Raw genomic sequence first — 17,309 nt, forward strand, 5'->3', positions numbered from 1 at the left:
TTGAACACGGGACCGCGGATAATCGGCTGACATGTCCATGCGTGGTTTCTAGAGCATTCGAAACAAAAAGGGAACATGCTTGCTTGTGCCTTTGGCGATGCTTCCCCGCCGGCTCCCGATTATGGGATCAGAATCTGATGAGAAACTATAATTTCGCCGCCGGCTTATGCGGGGCAAGAGGCAAATTTTCTGTTTGCCTGTGGCGCAGAGGCCTTCAATGACATCCTGCATTCCGAACAGGCCCCGGATATATGGATCTGTGGCCATACTCATCATGCCTTTGACGTTCAGATCGGTCAAAGCCGCATCGTCTGCAATCCTTACGGTTACTGGTGGGAGCAGGGCAGACATGGGTTTCGCTGGGACTGGGTGATAGTCGTGGATTAACCGCCTGTCCGGAGCACAGAATCGTGACCGACAGGGAGCTAACAGGTATTGGGCGACAAGGAAGCCTGTAGCAAAAGGAGGGCCAAAGCCAATCGCATGAACGCCTCCTGTGTCTGCTACCCAGATCTAAGCCGAGGTCAATCGAGCCCGATGTTTTGGTCAGAAGTATTTCTGGCATTGCCCGGATAAATAGCGCTTTCGGCTCTTCCAGGTACTAAAATCCGCGATTTGATTGCGGATACCACTGACGCGTCCCAATATGCGACATTATGTCATGAAACAGGCATTAAAGCACTTCGAAATGAAGCCGTTTGGGGGCCATTTGGGCACAATTGGATCAGTTAAAAAAGCATAAGCATCTGATATTATTGTAATATTGTGCTTTACTATAGAAGCCAGCGTTTCTTGAAGCTGACAGACAATCATTTTCAGGAAAGGATTTTTCAATGATTGGAACTTCGCCTTTAGACTACGGTATCGACAAAGCCAGCAACGGCATTGCAGCGCGCATGCTCAAGGATTTTGAGGAGGGACATTTTTCGTTCCTTGCCGATGAGTCAACCGTCGAACAACGCTATAATCAATCAGGACAAGGTTCGGTCTGGCACGATTTCAAGCGAGCTTGTCGCGCTTATTCCACGCTCAATGGATGTGTGGTGATTGTTGACGACACCAACGAGTGTTTTGTCGATAGCGTTGATATCAATGGTGAGTATGAATTCGAATTCGCGAATGCATTCGCAATCAACGTAGCCACAACCTATCGCGAGCGGTTGCTCGCACTTGGAAAGCAAGGTTCTGTCCGGTTGACGCTTTACAGACTTCCCAGGGCAAACTACGAAAACACCGCATGGGGCCATTTCTGGGAGCGCGGAGAATATATTGGCGAAATGAGAATGGCACTCGCGTAAGCGGCCATTTGGCAACCCACAGTCTATCGAAATAAGAAAACCGGGAGCATGCGCCATACGTGCTCCCGGTTTTCTTATTTGGGTTGCCGGCTCCAATTCGTCAGGCCTGGTGAAACCCGGAATCAGCCATTCAGTATGGTCGTCGCAGACTTGGCGGGTGTGACGACACGCTTCTTCGAGCGCGATCCAGATGGTCGGCCGATTGCCTCAGGATTTGCGCTCTTGGCTGTTTGTCAAACTTTAACGGCCCAAACCTGCCAGTTGTGCTTGTCACAACGGTCGTATCTATCCAGTCGCATAATACCGTTCAACGTGCCACGTTAAAAATTTTCATCGGTGTTCATGGTCCGTTTGCGCCGGCGGCTGATTGGCCTCACAATATGTCTATTGGCTGGTGAGAGATGATAAAATGTTAAAAGAAATTCCATGGGACATATTCGGTGAGAACGCGCAAGTTCTTGATGAAGCGGACATTCCGGTTTGTGGCGGGTGTGCGTATTTTTGCATCTTGCAATATGAAGGTGTCGATCGGCTGATCTCACGGCTGCGCATTTTCGATCTTGACACCGAATACTGCTATTCGCTGTACGGCCGTTTTTCCCGGAATGATGCGATTATCCTTGCCGGTAGTTTACCGCCGGCGCTGGAAGAATTCGATGGCGTGCGCTGCCAGGTTGGTCAGCTGGAAGTCATTAGCGGGAGCTTCTATGGAAGCACCCCGATGACCCCATCTGCAACCAAATACGCATTAAAAGTGGTGGACCCAGGTAACACGACGCTAGCTCAAAATGAGATGTACACAGTGTGGGGTTTAGGAATTCGTCCTTGTTCCGCGCACGAAGCTGAAATCGCCACCTTTGCCGCAGAGGATGCGGTGCGTCGGGCGATAGAAATCGTAGCCGAGGGTGAATGTCTGACTGACGATAGAAGGCCGTGAAGAAGATCGGGGGCATTTGACCCGGGAAAGAACGAACGGTCGGGATCGGTTATGAGAAAACTGATATCACGAATTTATCCATGATGTGGAAACCCTGAGCACATAAGGGCAATAAGCGCCATGGTGCGCGAGGGCTTAATGATAATCAGGAAGGACTTATCATGGAAGAAGCGAGGCGGGAAGACTAACATTAAAGCCGAACCATTTTAACAGGGGCACGTCACAGTACAAGAGATTGCGTCGTCACGCTGGCCTCCAATCCAGCAATGATCCTGAATCGCAATGTCAAGCCCGAGGGAATCTCATGGCGATCCCGAGTAGCGCTGACAGACTCTAAGGTCGGTATTGTTGAACGCCAAATGCTGAGGCGGATTTAACCGTGTGCGTTGATGACGGCCAGAAAGGCCGGGCCGTAGCGTTCGAGCTTTGTATCGCCGACACCGGGCACATCGGCCATCTGGGCGCGTGAGGCTGGCCTGGCAGTGGACAGCTCGATTAGTGTGCGATCGTGGAAGATCACATAAGGTGGGACATTTTGCGTGCGCGCTATCTCTAGCCGCTTCTCGCGCAGTGCCTGAAACAGCGCCTCATCACGCTCCGAAAGGGCGGATGTTGCCGATTTCCCACGTGAAACAGTACCACGCGATGGCTTCGATTTCGACGGGACACGCAACATGAGCGTATGCTTTGCGCGCAAAAACTGCCGACCTGCTTACGAGATCGACAAACCGCCGTGCCTGGCAAAGTCCACATCGATTAACCTCTGCGCGATCAACTGCCGTATGATCGCACGCCAGGTGTGATTGTCATGCTCGCGGCCGATTCCGAAAGTCGAAATCTGATCGTGACCGAAGCGGCTGATGCGTTCATCCTCGACGCCAAGAAGGACATCGACAATATAGGCTTGTCCGAACCGCTCCCCGGTTCTGTGAATGCAGGACAATATTTTCTGTGCGGCTATTGTCCCATCGAAGAGGGTTGGTGGTTCGGCGCAGGTATCGCAATTGCCGTACGGTTCGCATCTATCACCGAAATAAGACAGCAGCACCTGTCTGCGACAGTTCGCCGTTTCGGCCAATCCGAGGAGGGTGTCGAGTTTCTGCCGCTCCATCCGCTTACGCTGATCGGGCGCGTCGGATTCCTCGATGAAGCGGCTGCGCAGGACGATATCTTCATAACCGTAGAGCATCATCGCTTCGGCTGGCAGTCCGTCGCGCCCCGCACGCCCTGTCTCCTGATAATAAGCTTCGATGCTTCCCGGCAGATCGACATGGGCGACGAAGCGTACATCCGGTTTGTCGATGCCCATCCCAAACGCAATCGTCGCCACCACGATGATCGCTTCGTCATGTTGGAACCGTGCCTGGTTCGCCTCGCGCGCAGGCTTCTCCATGCCGCCGTGATAGGAGAGAGCGTCATAGCCCAGGCTGCGCAGCCATTCGGCCGTTTCTTCCGTCTTCCGTTTTGAAAGACAGTAGACGATGCCGCTTTCACCCTGGTGATCCTGCAGAAAACGTTTCAATTGCGCGCGGGGATTGTTCTTCTCCATGATCGTGTAGCGAATATTGGGGCGGTCGAAACCGGCGATGAAGGCATCGCGCTCGTCAATCTGCAGATGCGACAGGATTTCCGCACGTGTCGGCTCGTCGGCGGTTGCTGTCAACGCCATGCGTGGCGTATTGGGAAACTGCGTCATCAACACATCGAGCTGTCGATAGGATGGTCTGAAATCATGCCCCCATTGCGACAGGCAATGTGCTTCGTCGATAGCGATCAGCGAGAGAGGCACGTCGCTCAGGCGTTGCAATGTATCTGGTCTGAGCAGTGTTTCAGGCGCGACATAGAGCAGATCAAGCACACCAGCATGGATATCATGCCACAAGGCTAGCCTGTCATCGCCAGCAAGGTCGGAATTGAGCGCCGCAGCCTTCACACCTGCCTGCCGGAGCGCGGACACCTGATCGGCCATCAACGCAAGAAGCGGTGACACCACGATCCCCATGCCTGGTCGCGCAAGGGCGGGAATCTGATAGCATAGGGATTTGCCGCTGCCTGTCGGCATCAGGACGAATGCATTATTGCCTGCTATCGCGTGCGATATGATTTCAGCTTGTCGCCCACGGAAGGCATCGTATCCATAAACGGTTTTGAGAATGTGGATCGGGTTGGTCATCATCAGCAGTCAAGGCATCAATTGTTGTTCAGATTCGGTGCCTACATTCATAGCAGCCATCAGCGGAAAACCAGTCTTTATCCGAGGCATGAGCAGACCAAGGTACAATCTACCAATTATAAATGCACTTTTTGTGATCTGTCCCTTCAGCGGCAGATCCTCTTTGAAGGAACAACAGCACGGCTCAGTCGCGTAGCCAGTTTTCGACCCTCAGAGCACGGATGCGTGAGAATTCTCCGGTATTGGCCGTGACTAACACCGCCCCGAGCGCATAAGCATGGGCAGCGATGAAGAGGTCATTCGGACCGATGGGCTGGCCAACGGCTTCCAATTCGGCTCGGATTCGTCCATATTCGGCGTCGGTAGGCATATCAAGTGCGAGCACTTGCATACTTCCAAGAATGGCCTCGATGTGCGCCAGTAGCTTCGGCGATCCTTTCTTGGCGCATCCATAGCGTAACTCCGCTGCCGTGATAATGCTGACGCAAACTGCTTCTGGTCCGACCTCAGCAATGCGTATGGCGACAGCACCTTTGGGGTTTCGTGTAAGCTCGGACACGACATTGGTGTCAAGCATGTAGAGCGCGCTCACAGGTCGAATTCTTTCAACGGTAGCAGGGTATCGTCAATATCAGGGAACTGATCTTCCGGCCCAAGCGGTTCCAGCCCGGCAAGCACTTCCAACAGGTTCTGGCGACGCACCGGCTCTATGATAAGTCGATCTCCATCGCGATGGATCATCACCCGGTCGCCCGGAAGTTCGAAGTCAGCTGGAATGCGTACGGCCTGACTCTTATTGTTACGGAAGAGTTTTGCTTCGCGGGCTGGTGTAGGTTCGGAGTGTCGGAGCTGTGGCATATTGGCCTCCTTTGTATATACACGAGTATATACATCGTGACAGGATTAATTTCAAGCGGAGGGGGTCGCTAGCGCGCAATTGTACGTCGTTCAGCGATGTTGTAGCGGTTCATAGTGGGCACCAAACTAAGATGCGGGTGGCATCGTCGGCGGTGGGAGTGCACAGTGGAGACGCCATTCTTCGCAATTATAAATGCAAAACAATAAGGGAGTTATCCGTGATGGGAAATCCCGGGCGCATAAATGGCAACGAAGGCAGAGCTTCCAAGAGGACGGAATGTCGACATTGTCGGATTTGACGAAAGTTTGCAATCGACGTCGATCATACCGATCAGCCCTTGCAAACTCCTCGGCAATGCGTTGCAGCAGCTACTGCGCGAGTTTATTGTCCCAATTCTTATCAGGGGTTCCACTCAGGTCTTTTGATCACCCAGGCAAGACGAAGGGTTTTATCTCATATCCGTTTGCTTCATTTCGCTTGATGTGGCTGAAGGCCGGAGCCGGAAAGTGATAGGGCGCGATGATCCAGTTGTTCAGCGCACAGGTTTCCAGAAGTTTGATCCGCGTTTGGACCGACTCCTCCGGATTCATGCAAAAATTCGATGCCGGAGCATTATTAGGCAACTGGATAGGGTGATGTATCGCATCTGCTGTGAAGACAATAGTTTCATCGCCGCTGCCCAAGATCAGACCGATCATTCCGGAAGTGTGTCCAGGCAATGCAATTGTTTGAAGACCGGCAACGATTTCGCCTGGTTGCACCGCCAAATAGCCGGGGCCGTCGATGATTGGCATGACACTATCTTGCCAGGCGCCATGGAGTAGATTCGACGAATTGGACGTTGCTTGGGCTTTAGCCAACATTGCTTCAAGCTCTCGTGCCGGCGTAACATAAGTCGCCGAAGGAAACGTTGGGCGCCAGACCCCGCTAGAGTCTGCAATGGTGTTCCAGCCGACATGGTCGGCGTGTAAATGGGTATTGATGACGAAATCAATATGATCGGCATCTAAACCAAGTCCTTCCAGAATGGCAAGAAACGGACCATTCAACCTATCCCATGCGGGTCGATCGGGGCGGTACTTACCATTTCCGATCCCAGTATCTATTAAAACATTTCCAGCACGGGATTGGACAAGATAGATATTGAAACTAAGCGATAATGTATCGGCAAGTCCGTTATCGGCGCTATTCATCGGAGATGTCGGATAGGGCTCGTTCCGAGTGAATTGCATCTCACCAATAAGCTTATCACGCCTCCATTGAACGGGACCGAGATCCGGAATGCAAGTTACAAGCGTCCCGTCCTCAAGTGCCAGTTGTTCAAGGCTGATGCCCAAACTGGCAATCCAGATGTGATTGTGCTTCATAATGCGGGTGAGGCCCTCTGTAATTCCTCCAAGAGAACGCAGGATGGCATGATCCATGGATGGCTCAGCAACCACCATTGGTATCTCATTTAACAGGCCTGACTGCTGGTATTGACGAAGAAACGCAATCCCCAAAGCACCGGGGTGAAACTGGAATACTACGTCAGGTTTTGCAGACCTTATGCGCGCCATTTCCGCTGCATAGTCGATCTGGTCCAGACTTGTGTAGACCTCTTCTATAATTTCTCCCTCGAAAGTACGGCGAAAGCCCTCGACCGCGTCCTTACCTGCCTGGAAATTCGGAGCAAGCACCATAGCTCGCTTAAAGCCGAGAGCCTTTGCATTGCGCCCCGCGCTGCCCTGCATACTGTCGGTGAGCCATGACATGACGAAATAGTTCGCATTGCAGTTAACACCGGCAAATTCAGTGGGCCCGGCATTAGGGCTTATCACGATCTTACCGGCGTCGATTACCTCGGGAATGATAGCCGAGGCCACATTCGAAAAAATCATACCGGTTATGATATCGGCTTGCTCGTCATATAGGAACCGGTCCGCCAACTGGCGGCCTGTCGATGGCTTCAGTCCATCGTCGGCGATAACAACATCGACCTTTTGGCCACCCAGAAGACCATTGCCCTGTTTAACCGCGAGATTGAAGCCGTCGCGCACGTCTTCGCCGAGATAGCCTGCAGCGCCGGTCAGGGTGGTAATAAAACCTATTTTCACGGCGTCGGCCGCATGCGCGTGAGTGCCCCCAAGAGTAGACGATACCAGAAAGGCGCCCGCGATATGTTGCAATTTAGAAAGTCGCATCCATTCAGTTCCTCATTTGACCATAATCGTAAGAGCATGCGGCGAGTTAGCCGCATATCGAAGTAGCAACCGGCAAGAACACCAACATCATTCGATAGTGCTGCATTCCATCATATGTCGAACCATTATCCACTGTCATAGGAGAGATGCCGGACTGGCGGTCCCGCAATGGTCTAGAGACTATTGACCAAACGATGCGAGACGTTCTTCACGACCGTATAGTGATGCAATCCTTCTGCTCCACCCTCGCGGCCAAGCCCACTATCCTTGACACCACCGAACGGTGTCTCAGCGACAGATGCTTCGAGCGTATTGATCGAGACGTTCCCAGCTTCCAGACCCGACATAAGACGGTCCACATTTTCCGCGGAGTTCGCAAAGCCATATGCGGCAAGACCGAAGGGCAGCGAGTTCGCCTTTTCAATAGCCACATCAAGGGACGGCACTGGATTGATCAAGGCCAGCGGACCGAAAGGCTCCTCGGACATCGCACGGGCATCGCTGGGCAATTCCGCCAGAGCCGTCGGCGGGAAGAAATAACCGTTGTTCTTCAGACGGCGACCGCCAAAAAGCAATTTTGCACCCTTGGCTTCGGCATCGCTGACCAACTCTTCCAGCGCCATAATGCGACGATCATTTGCAACAGGCCCCATCTGCACCCCTTCCTCCAGTCCGTTACCGACACGGATTGACTGCGCCGTTTCAATAAAAGCTGCAGTAAAACGCTCATAATGGGTTTCATGAACGAAGAAGCGTGTTGGGGAGGTACATACCTGGCCTGAATTGCGGTACTTTCGGCGTGCTGATGCGATGCCCGCCAGAACCGGATCGGCGTCCTCGCAAACGATGACCGGGGCGTGGCCGCCGAGTTCCATAAGAGCGGGCTTCATATGACGCGCGGCGATTTCGGTCAAATGCTTGCCGACAGCTGTTGATCCGGTGAATGCGATGGCCCGAATTTCGGGGCTGGGGATGAGAAATTGCGAAATATCCGCCGGAACGCCGAAAACCAGATTCAACACACCTGCTGGCAGCCCTGCATCTTCAAATGCGCGCGCAATATGCGTAACTGCAGTCGGCGTTTCTTCGGATGCCTTCAGAATAATGGAGCAACCGGCAGCCAGAGCGCCCGCAATCTTGCGTGCAGGTTGGCTCATTGGAAAATTCCATGGTGCGAAAGCAGCGACTGGGCCGATTGGCTCATGCACAACAATATAGCGAATACCGGGCGCGCTTGGTATGACACGGCCATAGAAACGAATGCACTCCCCCGCATCCCATTCGAAAAATTCGCAGCCCCGGATGACCTCAAGCCGGGCTTCAGCTATAGGCTTTCCGTTTTCGAGCGTGATCGCGCGTGCGATCTCTTCCTGCCGCTCGCGCATAAGCGCCGACGCCTTCATGATGATCGCAGCGCGGGCCGCCGGCGCAGTGTTGCGCCAGACCTGATATCCGTCCCAGGCTGCCTGAAGTGCCGCCTCCAGGTCCCCCCGTTCTGCCACCGCAACCTGGCCGATCTCGGTCTCGTCTGCAGGGTTGATAATTGGAAGCGTATTGGCGCACTTGCGCCATTCGCCGCCTATGAAAAGCTGTACGTCGGATTTTTGCATCAGAAAGCCTCTGCAATCTACTAGTTGGGCCAAGCCCAGATTATCGTTACGGATAGAATGAGGGGGTTTAATTCATGTGACAATTCATATTGAAACTATATATCCATGAGTTTTATCACATGAGTTTGTATGAGTGTCGGCGAATTTTTCACGCACCAAACTGCCAGCCGCGCAGAGCCGCGCGACCGCAAAACTTTTTGTAGAAGCCAGTCAACCGATGTTGCGAATCCCGGCGAGCAGGGCCTGCGACATCTCGGTTTCTGGCGAGCACCAGTCCATCAGAATATTGTAATGGTTTCGGTTCGCGACCTCGATTGCCTTCACCCTTCCGCCAGCCACAGCCCAGCAATCGGCATAAGCGCGTGACTGGCGTTTGAAGCCGTCCGCTTCATGCTCTGACCATGCTACGGTTATCGGACACCCACCCACAGGAATGCTCCGGATGGGACTAAGTTGATCGACATCAATAGGACTAAGATTCAGCCACCCCTGCGGGAAAGTTTCAGCCACAGGGGCAAGCTCGAAAAGCCCGCTGACCGGCATGGCAAACTTGACTACATCCTTTGGCAAACCGAATTTGCCCTGCCATCCCTCAGAAAGGAGCGCGCCCGCAAGGTGACCGCCGGCAGAGCTTCCCCCGACCGTTATCCGGTTCGGATCAAGACCATAGTCCCGACCGTGACGCCAAACGAAGGCCAGAGCAGAGCGTACCTCCCGCGTAATTTCGGCAAGAGATACTTCGGGTGCCAGACGATAGTCGACGACGACCGTGGCAATGCCTTCGCGCGCAAGCATTCCAGCCATCATGGCGGAATCTTCCTTGGACAGCGCCCGCCAATAGCCACCGTGAATGAATATAAAAACCGGATTTAGTCCGCCGCTTGACGAAGGGCCGAAAATATCGATCCGTTGCCCGCTTTCTTCGTCGTAAACCACGTCGAAATGCTGCCCCCAATGAACTCGCGGCTCAACACTTGCCTGGCGGTAGCGTTTCATTTCGGCGGCAAAGGTTTCCGGCGAAACGGTAGCTTTGGCATTATAATCGCGATCAAGGCGAGCGGGGTCTAAACCCGTTTCTTCAGCCAGATGCCGTATGTAATGTTGGTTCTTGTTCATGCCTTCATTCCAAGGCTGCTTCTCGCTTTGGGAGAGTGTGTTTCTAAATTGCCGTGGTGGCGACCCGGTTCTCGATAAGGCGGACGAGATTTAGCGCCGTCATTTCCGATGATTTCGGATTGGTCGCGAGCGGGCCGTTTTCAAAACGCAGTTGCATCCTGCCGAAATCGCCTTCGGCAATGATTTCATGCATGTTGAGGCGCGCTGCCGGGTCTGCGACCAATGAGACACGGGTACGATCGAGACCGATCCCAGCAAGCGAGGTAATCACGGCGACATTGGCATTTTGCGGAAAGGCGTCTGCAGCCTTACGGGCCGTATCCGTAAAGAACGTGGTTGCCTCCGTGATTTCATCGAGCGGTATCAGTTGGGCGGCTTGTGTCCCCGCCCAGGCTTTTGCAGGTTTGATGATGCGATGTTCGACGCTTGCAATGGTAAGACGGCTTGCTGCCGAAAGCGCGTCGATCCCCCCGAGCGCGCCGGGTGGAATAATAAGTTTCGCACCGCGGATCGCCGCGATGTCTTTCAATCTTTGAAAGATCGCATCATCCACGAACGCCGATGTCGATGAAACCGCGAAATCCATTCCCGCGGAAAGAGCTGCTTCACCCCATGGCAAGACGCTTGGGCGCCCCGCAACTTCCACGACAAGTCTTGCGCCGGTGGCTGCGAGTTCGGCGGGATCTTCGATCTGTATGGCGCCGACAGGCAGTCCGTCACGAGTGACCGACCGGTCGCGCACCGCGACTGCACCGATTTTGACTGGACTTTTTCGCTCGGCGAGGAGTTCCGCAACCCGTTTGCCGATAGCGCCCCATCCAATCAGGACGATTGACTCAGATACCGACATAAGCATGCACCTGATCTTGGTCCCGTTCGAGATCTGCGCTCGTTCCACGCCAGACCGTCCGGCCTTTTTCGACAATATAATGGCGATCCGCCAGCCGCTTCAAAACGGCGATATTCTTGTCTATTAGCAGGATCGATTGGCCCATTTCGCGCAATTGCATGATGCAATGCCAGATTTCCGTGCGGATGACGGGGGCAAGTCCTTCCGTCGCTTCATCAAGGATCAGAAGATGCGGATTTGTCATCAGCGCACGCCCGATTGCCAGCATTTGCTGCTCGCCGCCCGACAGTGTGCCGGCCGTCTGGTCCGCCCGCTCCTGCATACGTGGGAAAAGCGCATATATCTTGCTGAGATCCCACGGAGACTGCCGCTTGCATCGGTTTGAAGCGGTTGCAACCAGATTTTCCCGCACCGTCAATGTCGGAAAAATCTGTCGTCCCTCCGGCACAAGGCCGACACCAAGACGCGCCACCTTTTCTGGGCTGTAGCTGGTCGTGTCTCGCCCTGCAATCTGGACTTTCCCCCCTTTGGGGGCGAGGAGACCCATCAACGTGCGTATCGTGGTCGTCTTGCCCATGCCGTTACGGCCCATGAGGGTTACAAGTTCTCCTTCGTTTACTTCGAGCGAAACGTCGAACAATACCTGTGAGTGGCCGTAAGCGGCCTGCAATCCATCGATTTTTAGCACAGTTCCTCCTCTCCACCGAGATAGGCTTCCCGCACAGCTTCGCTCGCCCGTATGTCTTCCACCGTGCCCGTTAGGATGACGCGGCCATAGACCAGCACAGATATGCGGTCGGCCAGCGCGAACACCGCCTCCATGTCGTGCTCGACAAGCAGCATCGAAACCGTTCCCCGCAATCCCTGCAGAAGCTCGATCATTTCCTGGCTTTCGACATGGCCGAGACCGGCCATCGGTTCGTCGAGAAGCAAAAGCTTCGGCTTACCGGCGAGCGCCATGAGCAGTTCAAGCTGCTTGCGCCCGCCACTTGACAGATCGCCTGCTAGTTTTTCCGGGTGATTGGCCAGTCGGCTTTGGGCGAGAATTACATCAACCTCATGCCAGATGGCGCTGCGGCCTTTCAGACTGTCGAGAATCCTGAAATTATGTCCCTCGCGCGCTTGCACCGCCATGGCGATGTTCTGGCGCACACTCATTTCATTCAGAAGTGTCGATATCTGGAATGTGCGTCCCAACCCGCGACCGACACGTATCGCGGCGGGCAAGGTGGTAATGTCCTCCCCCATCAGGCTGATCGTCCCTGATGTGGGCGTAAGCTCACCGCAAAGCTGGTTGATAAGTGTAGACTTTCCTGCGCCGTTCGGGCCGATCAGGGCATGGATATGCCCTTCCGTGACGTCGAGTGTGACATGATCCGTCGCGACCAGCCCTGCAAAACGCTTCACCAGATCACGGACTTGTAAGATCGCAGTCATGCGGTCACCTCCACTTTGCGGTCCTTGCGAAACAGAAGGCAAAGCGCACGCCAACCACCGACAATGCCGCCTTTGGTTCCCAAGACGAGGACAAGCAGAATGATACCCATGGCGAGCTGCCAATGCTCAGTCCAGGAGGCGAGATAATTCTGCAGGATCAGGAATGCGGCTGCACCCCAGATGGGACCGAAGAAAGTGCCGACGCCACCCAGAATGACCATCACCATCAACTCGCCCGATTTAGTCCAATGCAGTGTGTCTGGGCTTGCAAACCGCATGAAGATGGTGAGAAGCGCTCCAGCCAGACCCGCGCCCATTCCGGCAAGAACAAAGCCGTAGAGCTTGTAGCGATAGGTTTCGATACCCATGGCGGTCATGCGTCGCTCGCTCTGCCGAATACCGGACAGCACCGCGCCGTAGGACGAATGCACGACCCGCCAAAGAAAGCCGAAATATAAGATCATCGAGACGAGGATGACATAATACATCGTCGTCTTATCCCGCAGGCTGAAGCCGAAAAGATCGTTTGCCCGGCGGACAATGATCCCGTCTTCGCCACCATAGGTCTTCAGCGAAACGAAGAGGAAGAAGAGCATCTGGGCGAAGGCGAGCGTAATCATGATGAACTGCACGCCCGAAGTACGCAGCGCCAGAGCTCCAATGATCAGTGCCGCAAGTCCCGCTACCAGCATTGCTGCAGGAACAGTGATCAGAAATTGATCAGAACCCGGAATAAAACCGAAGAGCAGCGTTTCTTCGGCATGGTGAAAATAGAGAATCCCGACGACGTAGGAGCCGATCCCGAAGAAGGCGGCGTGACCAAAAGACACCATCCCGCCATAGCCGAGGATGAGATTGAGGCTGGCCGCAGCGATAGCATAGATCATGATCCGGGCGACAAGGCTTGACGCAGCCGGCTGCCCCAATGCGTCGGCGCCGAAAGGAAATAATGCAAGCGCCCCGCAGCCGAGAAGAACGAATAGAAAGCGATATGACATGTTTCAGGCTCCCACCGGAAAGAGGCCTCTCGGGCGGAACAGAAGAACGATAGCCATCAACAGATAGATACCCATGGAGGCGATGCCCACGCCGAGCGCGTCTGCCTCGGCGCCCGCCATGAACTGGCGCAGTATTGAAGGCAGAAATGCACGCAGGCATGTATCTATGATGCCGAGCGAAATACCAGCAATGAAGGCTCCCTTGATCGAGCCGACGCCGCCGATTACGACAACCACAAAAGTGGCAAGCAATATCTGCTCTCCCATGCCGACTTGAACGGCGAGGATCGGCCCGGTCATGAAGCCGGCAAGGCCCGCGAAAGCAGCCCCGAGCGTGAACACCATTGTGTAGAGAAGACGGATATCGACGCCGAGAGCACGCACCATATCGCGATTGGTCGAGCCTGCGCGGACCAGCATGCCAATGCGGGTGCGGTTTATGAGCAGGTAAAGCCCGCCAGCCACCATCAGACCCGCTGCAATGATGAGCAGTCGAAACGGGGGGTAGCTCAGGCCTGAAAACAGCTCGATCGGTTGAGAGAGCGATGCAGGCAACTGCGTGAAAATTGGCTGGCGACCAAAAATCAGCACGGTCAGTTCATTGAAAATCAGAATAAGCGAGAAAGTCGCAAGCACCTGATCCATATGATCGCGTTGATAGAGTTTTCGCATGACGCCGAGCTCGATCACGATACCGGCAAGCGTTGCCGCCAGAACTGCTGCCGGCAGGCCCAGCCAGAAATTTCCTGTCTGCACAGCCACCCAGGTCCCGATGAAAGCGCCGATCATGTAGAGCGAGCCATGAGCGAGGTTGATAACGCCCATGATCCCAAAGATCAGTGTTAGCCCTGCTGCCAGAAGGAACAACATGACGCCATAGAGAAGGCCATTCAAAAGTTGCTCGAAGATGAGTGTCATTGGAGGAAACGACCTTCATAAAAAATAAAAAGAAGCGTTGCGCGTACTTTCGCACGCGCAGGGCGGTGGCTGTCAGAGCTTGCATTCTGCAGAATAGGAATCACCGTAATTTTCGATCAGCTTCTTCTTGATCTTGGTGGTCGGCATACCATCGTCACCCTTCACGATCTCGAGGAGATACCAGTCCTGCAACGGGTGCTGGTTCGGGCCGAAGGAAAAATTGCCGCGCACCGATTGGAAATCCGCTTTCCGCAGCGCTTCACGCACTGCATCGATATCGTCAACGCCACCGGTCTTCTTCAACGCAGAAGCAATCAGGCGAGCCACATCGTAGCCTTGCGTTCCGTAATATGTCAGCGGGCGGTCAGGGTAAGCGGCTTTCCACTTAGCGACGAGTTCCTTGTTTGCGGCATTGTCCATATCCGGGCTCCAGTGGCTGGTAGCCATGAGGCCGACCGAAGCATCGCCCAATGATTTAAGGATCACAGCATCGCTGGATGGCTCGGACAGAACCATTGGAATCTTACCGAGAAGACCAGCCTGCTGATACTGGCGCAGGAATGCGATGCCCATGCCACCCGGATGAGACTGGAAGACCACATCAGGGTTGGCGGCACGTATCTGTGCCATTTCGGCTGAATAATCGGTCTGATCGAGTTGGGTGTAGATTTCACCGACAATCTCCCCCTTGAACCGACGTTTGAAGCCGGCCAGCGCATCTTTGCCCGCCTGATAGTTTGGTGCGAGAATAAAAGCGCGCTTGAAGCCTTCCTGTTCCGCCGCGATCCCGGATGCCTCATGAAGCGAGTCATTTTGCCACGAAACCACGAAATAATTCGCGTCACAGGCCTTGCCCGCCAAGTTGGACGGCGCAGCATTAGCGCTGATATAGAGGTTGTCGTTGTCGACGATATCCGGCACCGCCGCGCCGGCAACATTCGAGAAGATGATGCCGGTAAAGAGCTTGACGCCGTCTTCCGACATGAACCGTTCGGCGATCTGACGCCCGTTGCCGGGCTTGGCCGCATCATCTTCGACCTTCAGTTCAACCGGTACGCCGCCGAGCTTGCCACCTTCTGCATCGATGGCAAGCTTCATGCCATCGCGCACGTCTTGACCGAGATAGCCTCCTGGACCTGACAAGGTCGTTATCACGCCAATCTTGACTGGTTCAGCGGCAGTCGCGCCAGTTGTCAGCCCTGCCAGCAGGCCGATCATCAGAAGTTTCTTTTTCACTTCAATTCCCCTTATGTTTTAAGCTTGTGCACGGGCGCCCGGTAGTATCGCCGGGCGTGCTCTTGTCAGAGCGCCACCCAACCTTCCGGCGGGTTTTTTCCGGGATGAACGGTTTTGCAATGTGGGCAGGTACGCAGCTTCTCATCGTTGTAGAACGCGGCGTAAAGAGGCGGCAGATCGTCCACGATGGATTCCAGATCAACTTCAGCACGGTGAACGAGGCCGCTGCATTCGAAACAATACCATTCGACGGCATCAAGAGCGCCTTCAGGACGAGCTGGTTCGATAACCAGACCGATAGAGCCTTCTTGTGGGCGCTGCGGCGAATGGCGGATATGCGCAGGCAGAAGGAAGATATCGCCTTCGCGGACCGGCACATCGTAAAACTCACCCGTCGACGTATCATGCAGCTTCAGCAGCATGTCGCCTTTGAGCTGATAGAAGAACTCTTCGACCGGATCGTCGTGGTAATCGGTGCGCTTGTTTGGACCACCGACAACCGTAACCATCAGGTCTGCGTCCTTAAACACCAACTGATTGCCGACAGGTGGCTTCAGCAGGTGCTTGTGTTCATCGATCCATTTCTGAAAATTAAAGGCGCTCAGTTTTGTCATTCTCGTTCCCCTTTTCGGTTCGATCAGGATAGTTTGAGACCGCAGCCATCAAATGCCTGCCGGACTGCCCTTTTCTCGGCATCGGTCAACTCAAGAATCGGCGCACGAACAGGCCCGCCGACCTGGCCGAGCAGCTCTTGCCAGTATTTTTGGTGCGAGGTGGGCTTTTCAGCCGGTCGTGACGACTTGAAGGCGTGCCGGACAGGCTCCAGACTTTGCCAGACGGCGCGTGCCTCATCAGCTTTGCCAGCAAAGGCCAGATCGGTATAATCGCGCATGCGGCGATCAACACTTGTCTGCAGCGTGTAGGGCGGCGAAGAGCAGAGATATAGCTGCCAGCCCAATTCGAGAATATTGTCCAGCCACTCATCTTCCGATGCAGTCGAAACCAGAATGCGGTCGCCCGCCAGTTCGGTGAGCTTGCGATACATGTCGCGCGGGACCGAATATTTGATTGCGACGACGGTTTCGATGTCGGCCAGACGGTTGCAGAGTTCGGGGCTCATCAGATAACCACTATCGGGATGCGACCAGAGCGCAAGGCCGATATCCACCTTTGAGGCGATCGTTTCATAATAGCGCTTCAGTGTGTCGTCTTGCGCGCGCAGGAAGTGCAGGACAGGCGCATGGACGACGATATAATCGGCGCCGCAGGCCTGTGCATGCTTTGCCAGATCGATGACCACATCCATGTTCTGGTCTGAGCAGGACATGATCGTCTGCGCCTTGTCACCAACTGCCGAGACAGCCAGGTCGAACATGCGTTTGCGTTCGTCAACCGACATGGAGAAAAATTCGCCCTGCTTTCCCGCGACGAAAAGTCCGTCAATGCCGAGATCGTTGACCCAGTGGTCTACATTCTTGCGGAAGCCGCCTTCATCGATCGATCCATCCTCATTGAAAGGCGTGTTTGCCGCAGCCCAGATACCGCGCATCGTAGCGCGCGAGTGGGCTTTGGCGTTCTGACGGTCATACTTCATCGGAAACCTCGCATCGGGGGCGGGTCAAATCAAAACCCGCGTCTTCCTGATCGAGCCCGACTTTGTATCATTCGAGAAGTATTGTAAGTAAAATATATTC

At 54.4% G+C, this 17,309-nt stretch carries 15 protein-coding genes and 1 pseudogene; 2 read left to right on the top strand and 14 right to left on the bottom strand.

All coding sequences use genetic code 11. The features are described from left to right. The first annotated feature begins 833 nt into the window (after nucleotides 1–833). On the top strand, nucleotides 834–1,298 hold the full coding sequence (locus HWD97_RS22605) for a hypothetical protein (RefSeq protein WP_121539601.1): 465 nt from the start codon (nucleotides 834–836) through the stop codon (nucleotides 1,296–1,298). A 409-nt stretch (nucleotides 1,299–1,707) separates the two neighbouring features. Further along, nucleotides 1,708–2,235, top strand: a complete 528-nt coding sequence (locus tag HWD97_RS22610; RefSeq protein ID WP_121539602.1) for a hypothetical protein — start codon at nucleotides 1,708–1,710, stop codon at nucleotides 2,233–2,235. 373 nt (nucleotides 2,236–2,608) lie between these two features. Here the strand turns inward: HWD97_RS22610 and recQ are convergent. The 14 genes and pseudogenes from recQ to HWD97_RS22680 form a co-directional block, all read right to left on the bottom strand. Further along, nucleotides 2,609–4,411 (bottom strand): annotated as a pseudogene (recQ, locus tag HWD97_RS22615) (DNA helicase RecQ). A 181-nt stretch (nucleotides 4,412–4,592) separates the two neighbouring features. Then, complete coding sequence (locus HWD97_RS22620) at nucleotides 4,593–5,000, bottom strand: type II toxin-antitoxin system VapC family toxin (protein WP_121539604.1); 408 nt, start codon at nucleotides 4,998–5,000, stop codon at nucleotides 4,593–4,595. Then, entirely contained in the window at nucleotides 4,997–5,266 is a 270-nt protein-coding gene (locus HWD97_RS22625; RefSeq protein WP_121539605.1) for an antitoxin, read from the bottom strand. Before HWD97_RS22625 ends, HWD97_RS22620 begins: the two co-directional genes overlap by 4 nt. A 426-nt stretch (nucleotides 5,267–5,692) precedes the next feature. After that, nucleotides 5,693–7,450: an ABC transporter substrate-binding protein gene (locus tag HWD97_RS22630; protein WP_371835672.1), complete on the bottom strand. Its 1,758-nt coding sequence runs from the start codon at nucleotides 7,448–7,450 to the stop codon at nucleotides 5,693–5,695. Nucleotides 7,451–7,623: 173 nt separating this feature from the next. Further along, nucleotides 7,624–9,060: an NAD-dependent succinate-semialdehyde dehydrogenase gene (locus HWD97_RS22635; RefSeq protein ID WP_121539609.1), complete on the bottom strand. Its 1,437-nt coding sequence runs from the start codon at nucleotides 9,058–9,060 to the stop codon at nucleotides 7,624–7,626. A gap of 210 nt (nucleotides 9,061–9,270) precedes the next feature. Next, a complete protein-coding gene (locus HWD97_RS22640; protein WP_235859068.1) occupies nucleotides 9,271–10,176 on the bottom strand; it encodes an alpha/beta hydrolase in 906 nt (301 codons plus the stop codon). A 43-nt stretch (nucleotides 10,177–10,219) separates the two neighbouring features. Then, nucleotides 10,220–11,026, bottom strand: coding sequence for an aspartate dehydrogenase (locus HWD97_RS22645; protein ID WP_283735319.1), 807 nt, complete (start codon nucleotides 11,024–11,026; stop codon nucleotides 10,220–10,222). Further along, a complete protein-coding gene (locus HWD97_RS22650) occupies nucleotides 11,013–11,714 on the bottom strand; it encodes an ABC transporter ATP-binding protein (protein ID WP_121539610.1) in 702 nt (233 codons plus the stop codon). Before HWD97_RS22650 ends, HWD97_RS22645 begins: the two co-directional genes overlap by 14 nt. Continuing rightward, nucleotides 11,708–12,463 (bottom strand): ABC transporter ATP-binding protein, encoded by a 756-nt coding sequence (locus tag HWD97_RS22655; protein WP_121539611.1) that lies wholly within the window; start codon nucleotides 12,461–12,463, stop codon nucleotides 11,708–11,710. Before HWD97_RS22655 ends, HWD97_RS22650 begins: the two co-directional genes overlap by 7 nt. Further along, on the bottom strand, nucleotides 12,460–13,461 hold the full coding sequence (locus HWD97_RS22660) for a branched-chain amino acid ABC transporter permease (protein WP_371835673.1): 1,002 nt from the start codon (nucleotides 13,459–13,461) through the stop codon (nucleotides 12,460–12,462). The genes HWD97_RS22655 and HWD97_RS22660 overlap by 4 nt, the downstream gene beginning before the upstream one ends. A gap of 3 nt (nucleotides 13,462–13,464) precedes the next feature. Beyond that, on the bottom strand, nucleotides 13,465–14,379 hold the full coding sequence (locus HWD97_RS22665) for a branched-chain amino acid ABC transporter permease (RefSeq protein ID WP_371835674.1): 915 nt from the start codon (nucleotides 14,377–14,379) through the stop codon (nucleotides 13,465–13,467). A 72-nt stretch (nucleotides 14,380–14,451) separates the two neighbouring features. After that, complete coding sequence (locus HWD97_RS22670; protein ID WP_121539614.1) at nucleotides 14,452–15,615, bottom strand: ABC transporter substrate-binding protein; 1,164 nt, start codon at nucleotides 15,613–15,615, stop codon at nucleotides 14,452–14,454. A 65-nt stretch (nucleotides 15,616–15,680) separates the two neighbouring features. After that, nucleotides 15,681–16,229, bottom strand: coding sequence for a 3-hydroxyanthranilate 3,4-dioxygenase (locus tag HWD97_RS22675; protein WP_371835675.1), 549 nt, complete (start codon nucleotides 16,227–16,229; stop codon nucleotides 15,681–15,683). A gap of 23 nt (nucleotides 16,230–16,252) precedes the next feature. Beyond that, nucleotides 16,253–17,209, bottom strand: a complete 957-nt coding sequence (locus HWD97_RS22680) for a dihydrodipicolinate synthase family protein (RefSeq protein ID WP_371835676.1) — start codon at nucleotides 17,207–17,209, stop codon at nucleotides 16,253–16,255. Between the last annotated feature and the right edge of the window lie 100 nt (nucleotides 17,210–17,309).

It is taken from the genome of Ochrobactrum sp. C6C9, assembly GCF_022627935.1.
Taxonomy (GTDB): Bacteria; Pseudomonadota; Alphaproteobacteria; order Rhizobiales; family Rhizobiaceae; genus Brucella; species Brucella teleogrylli.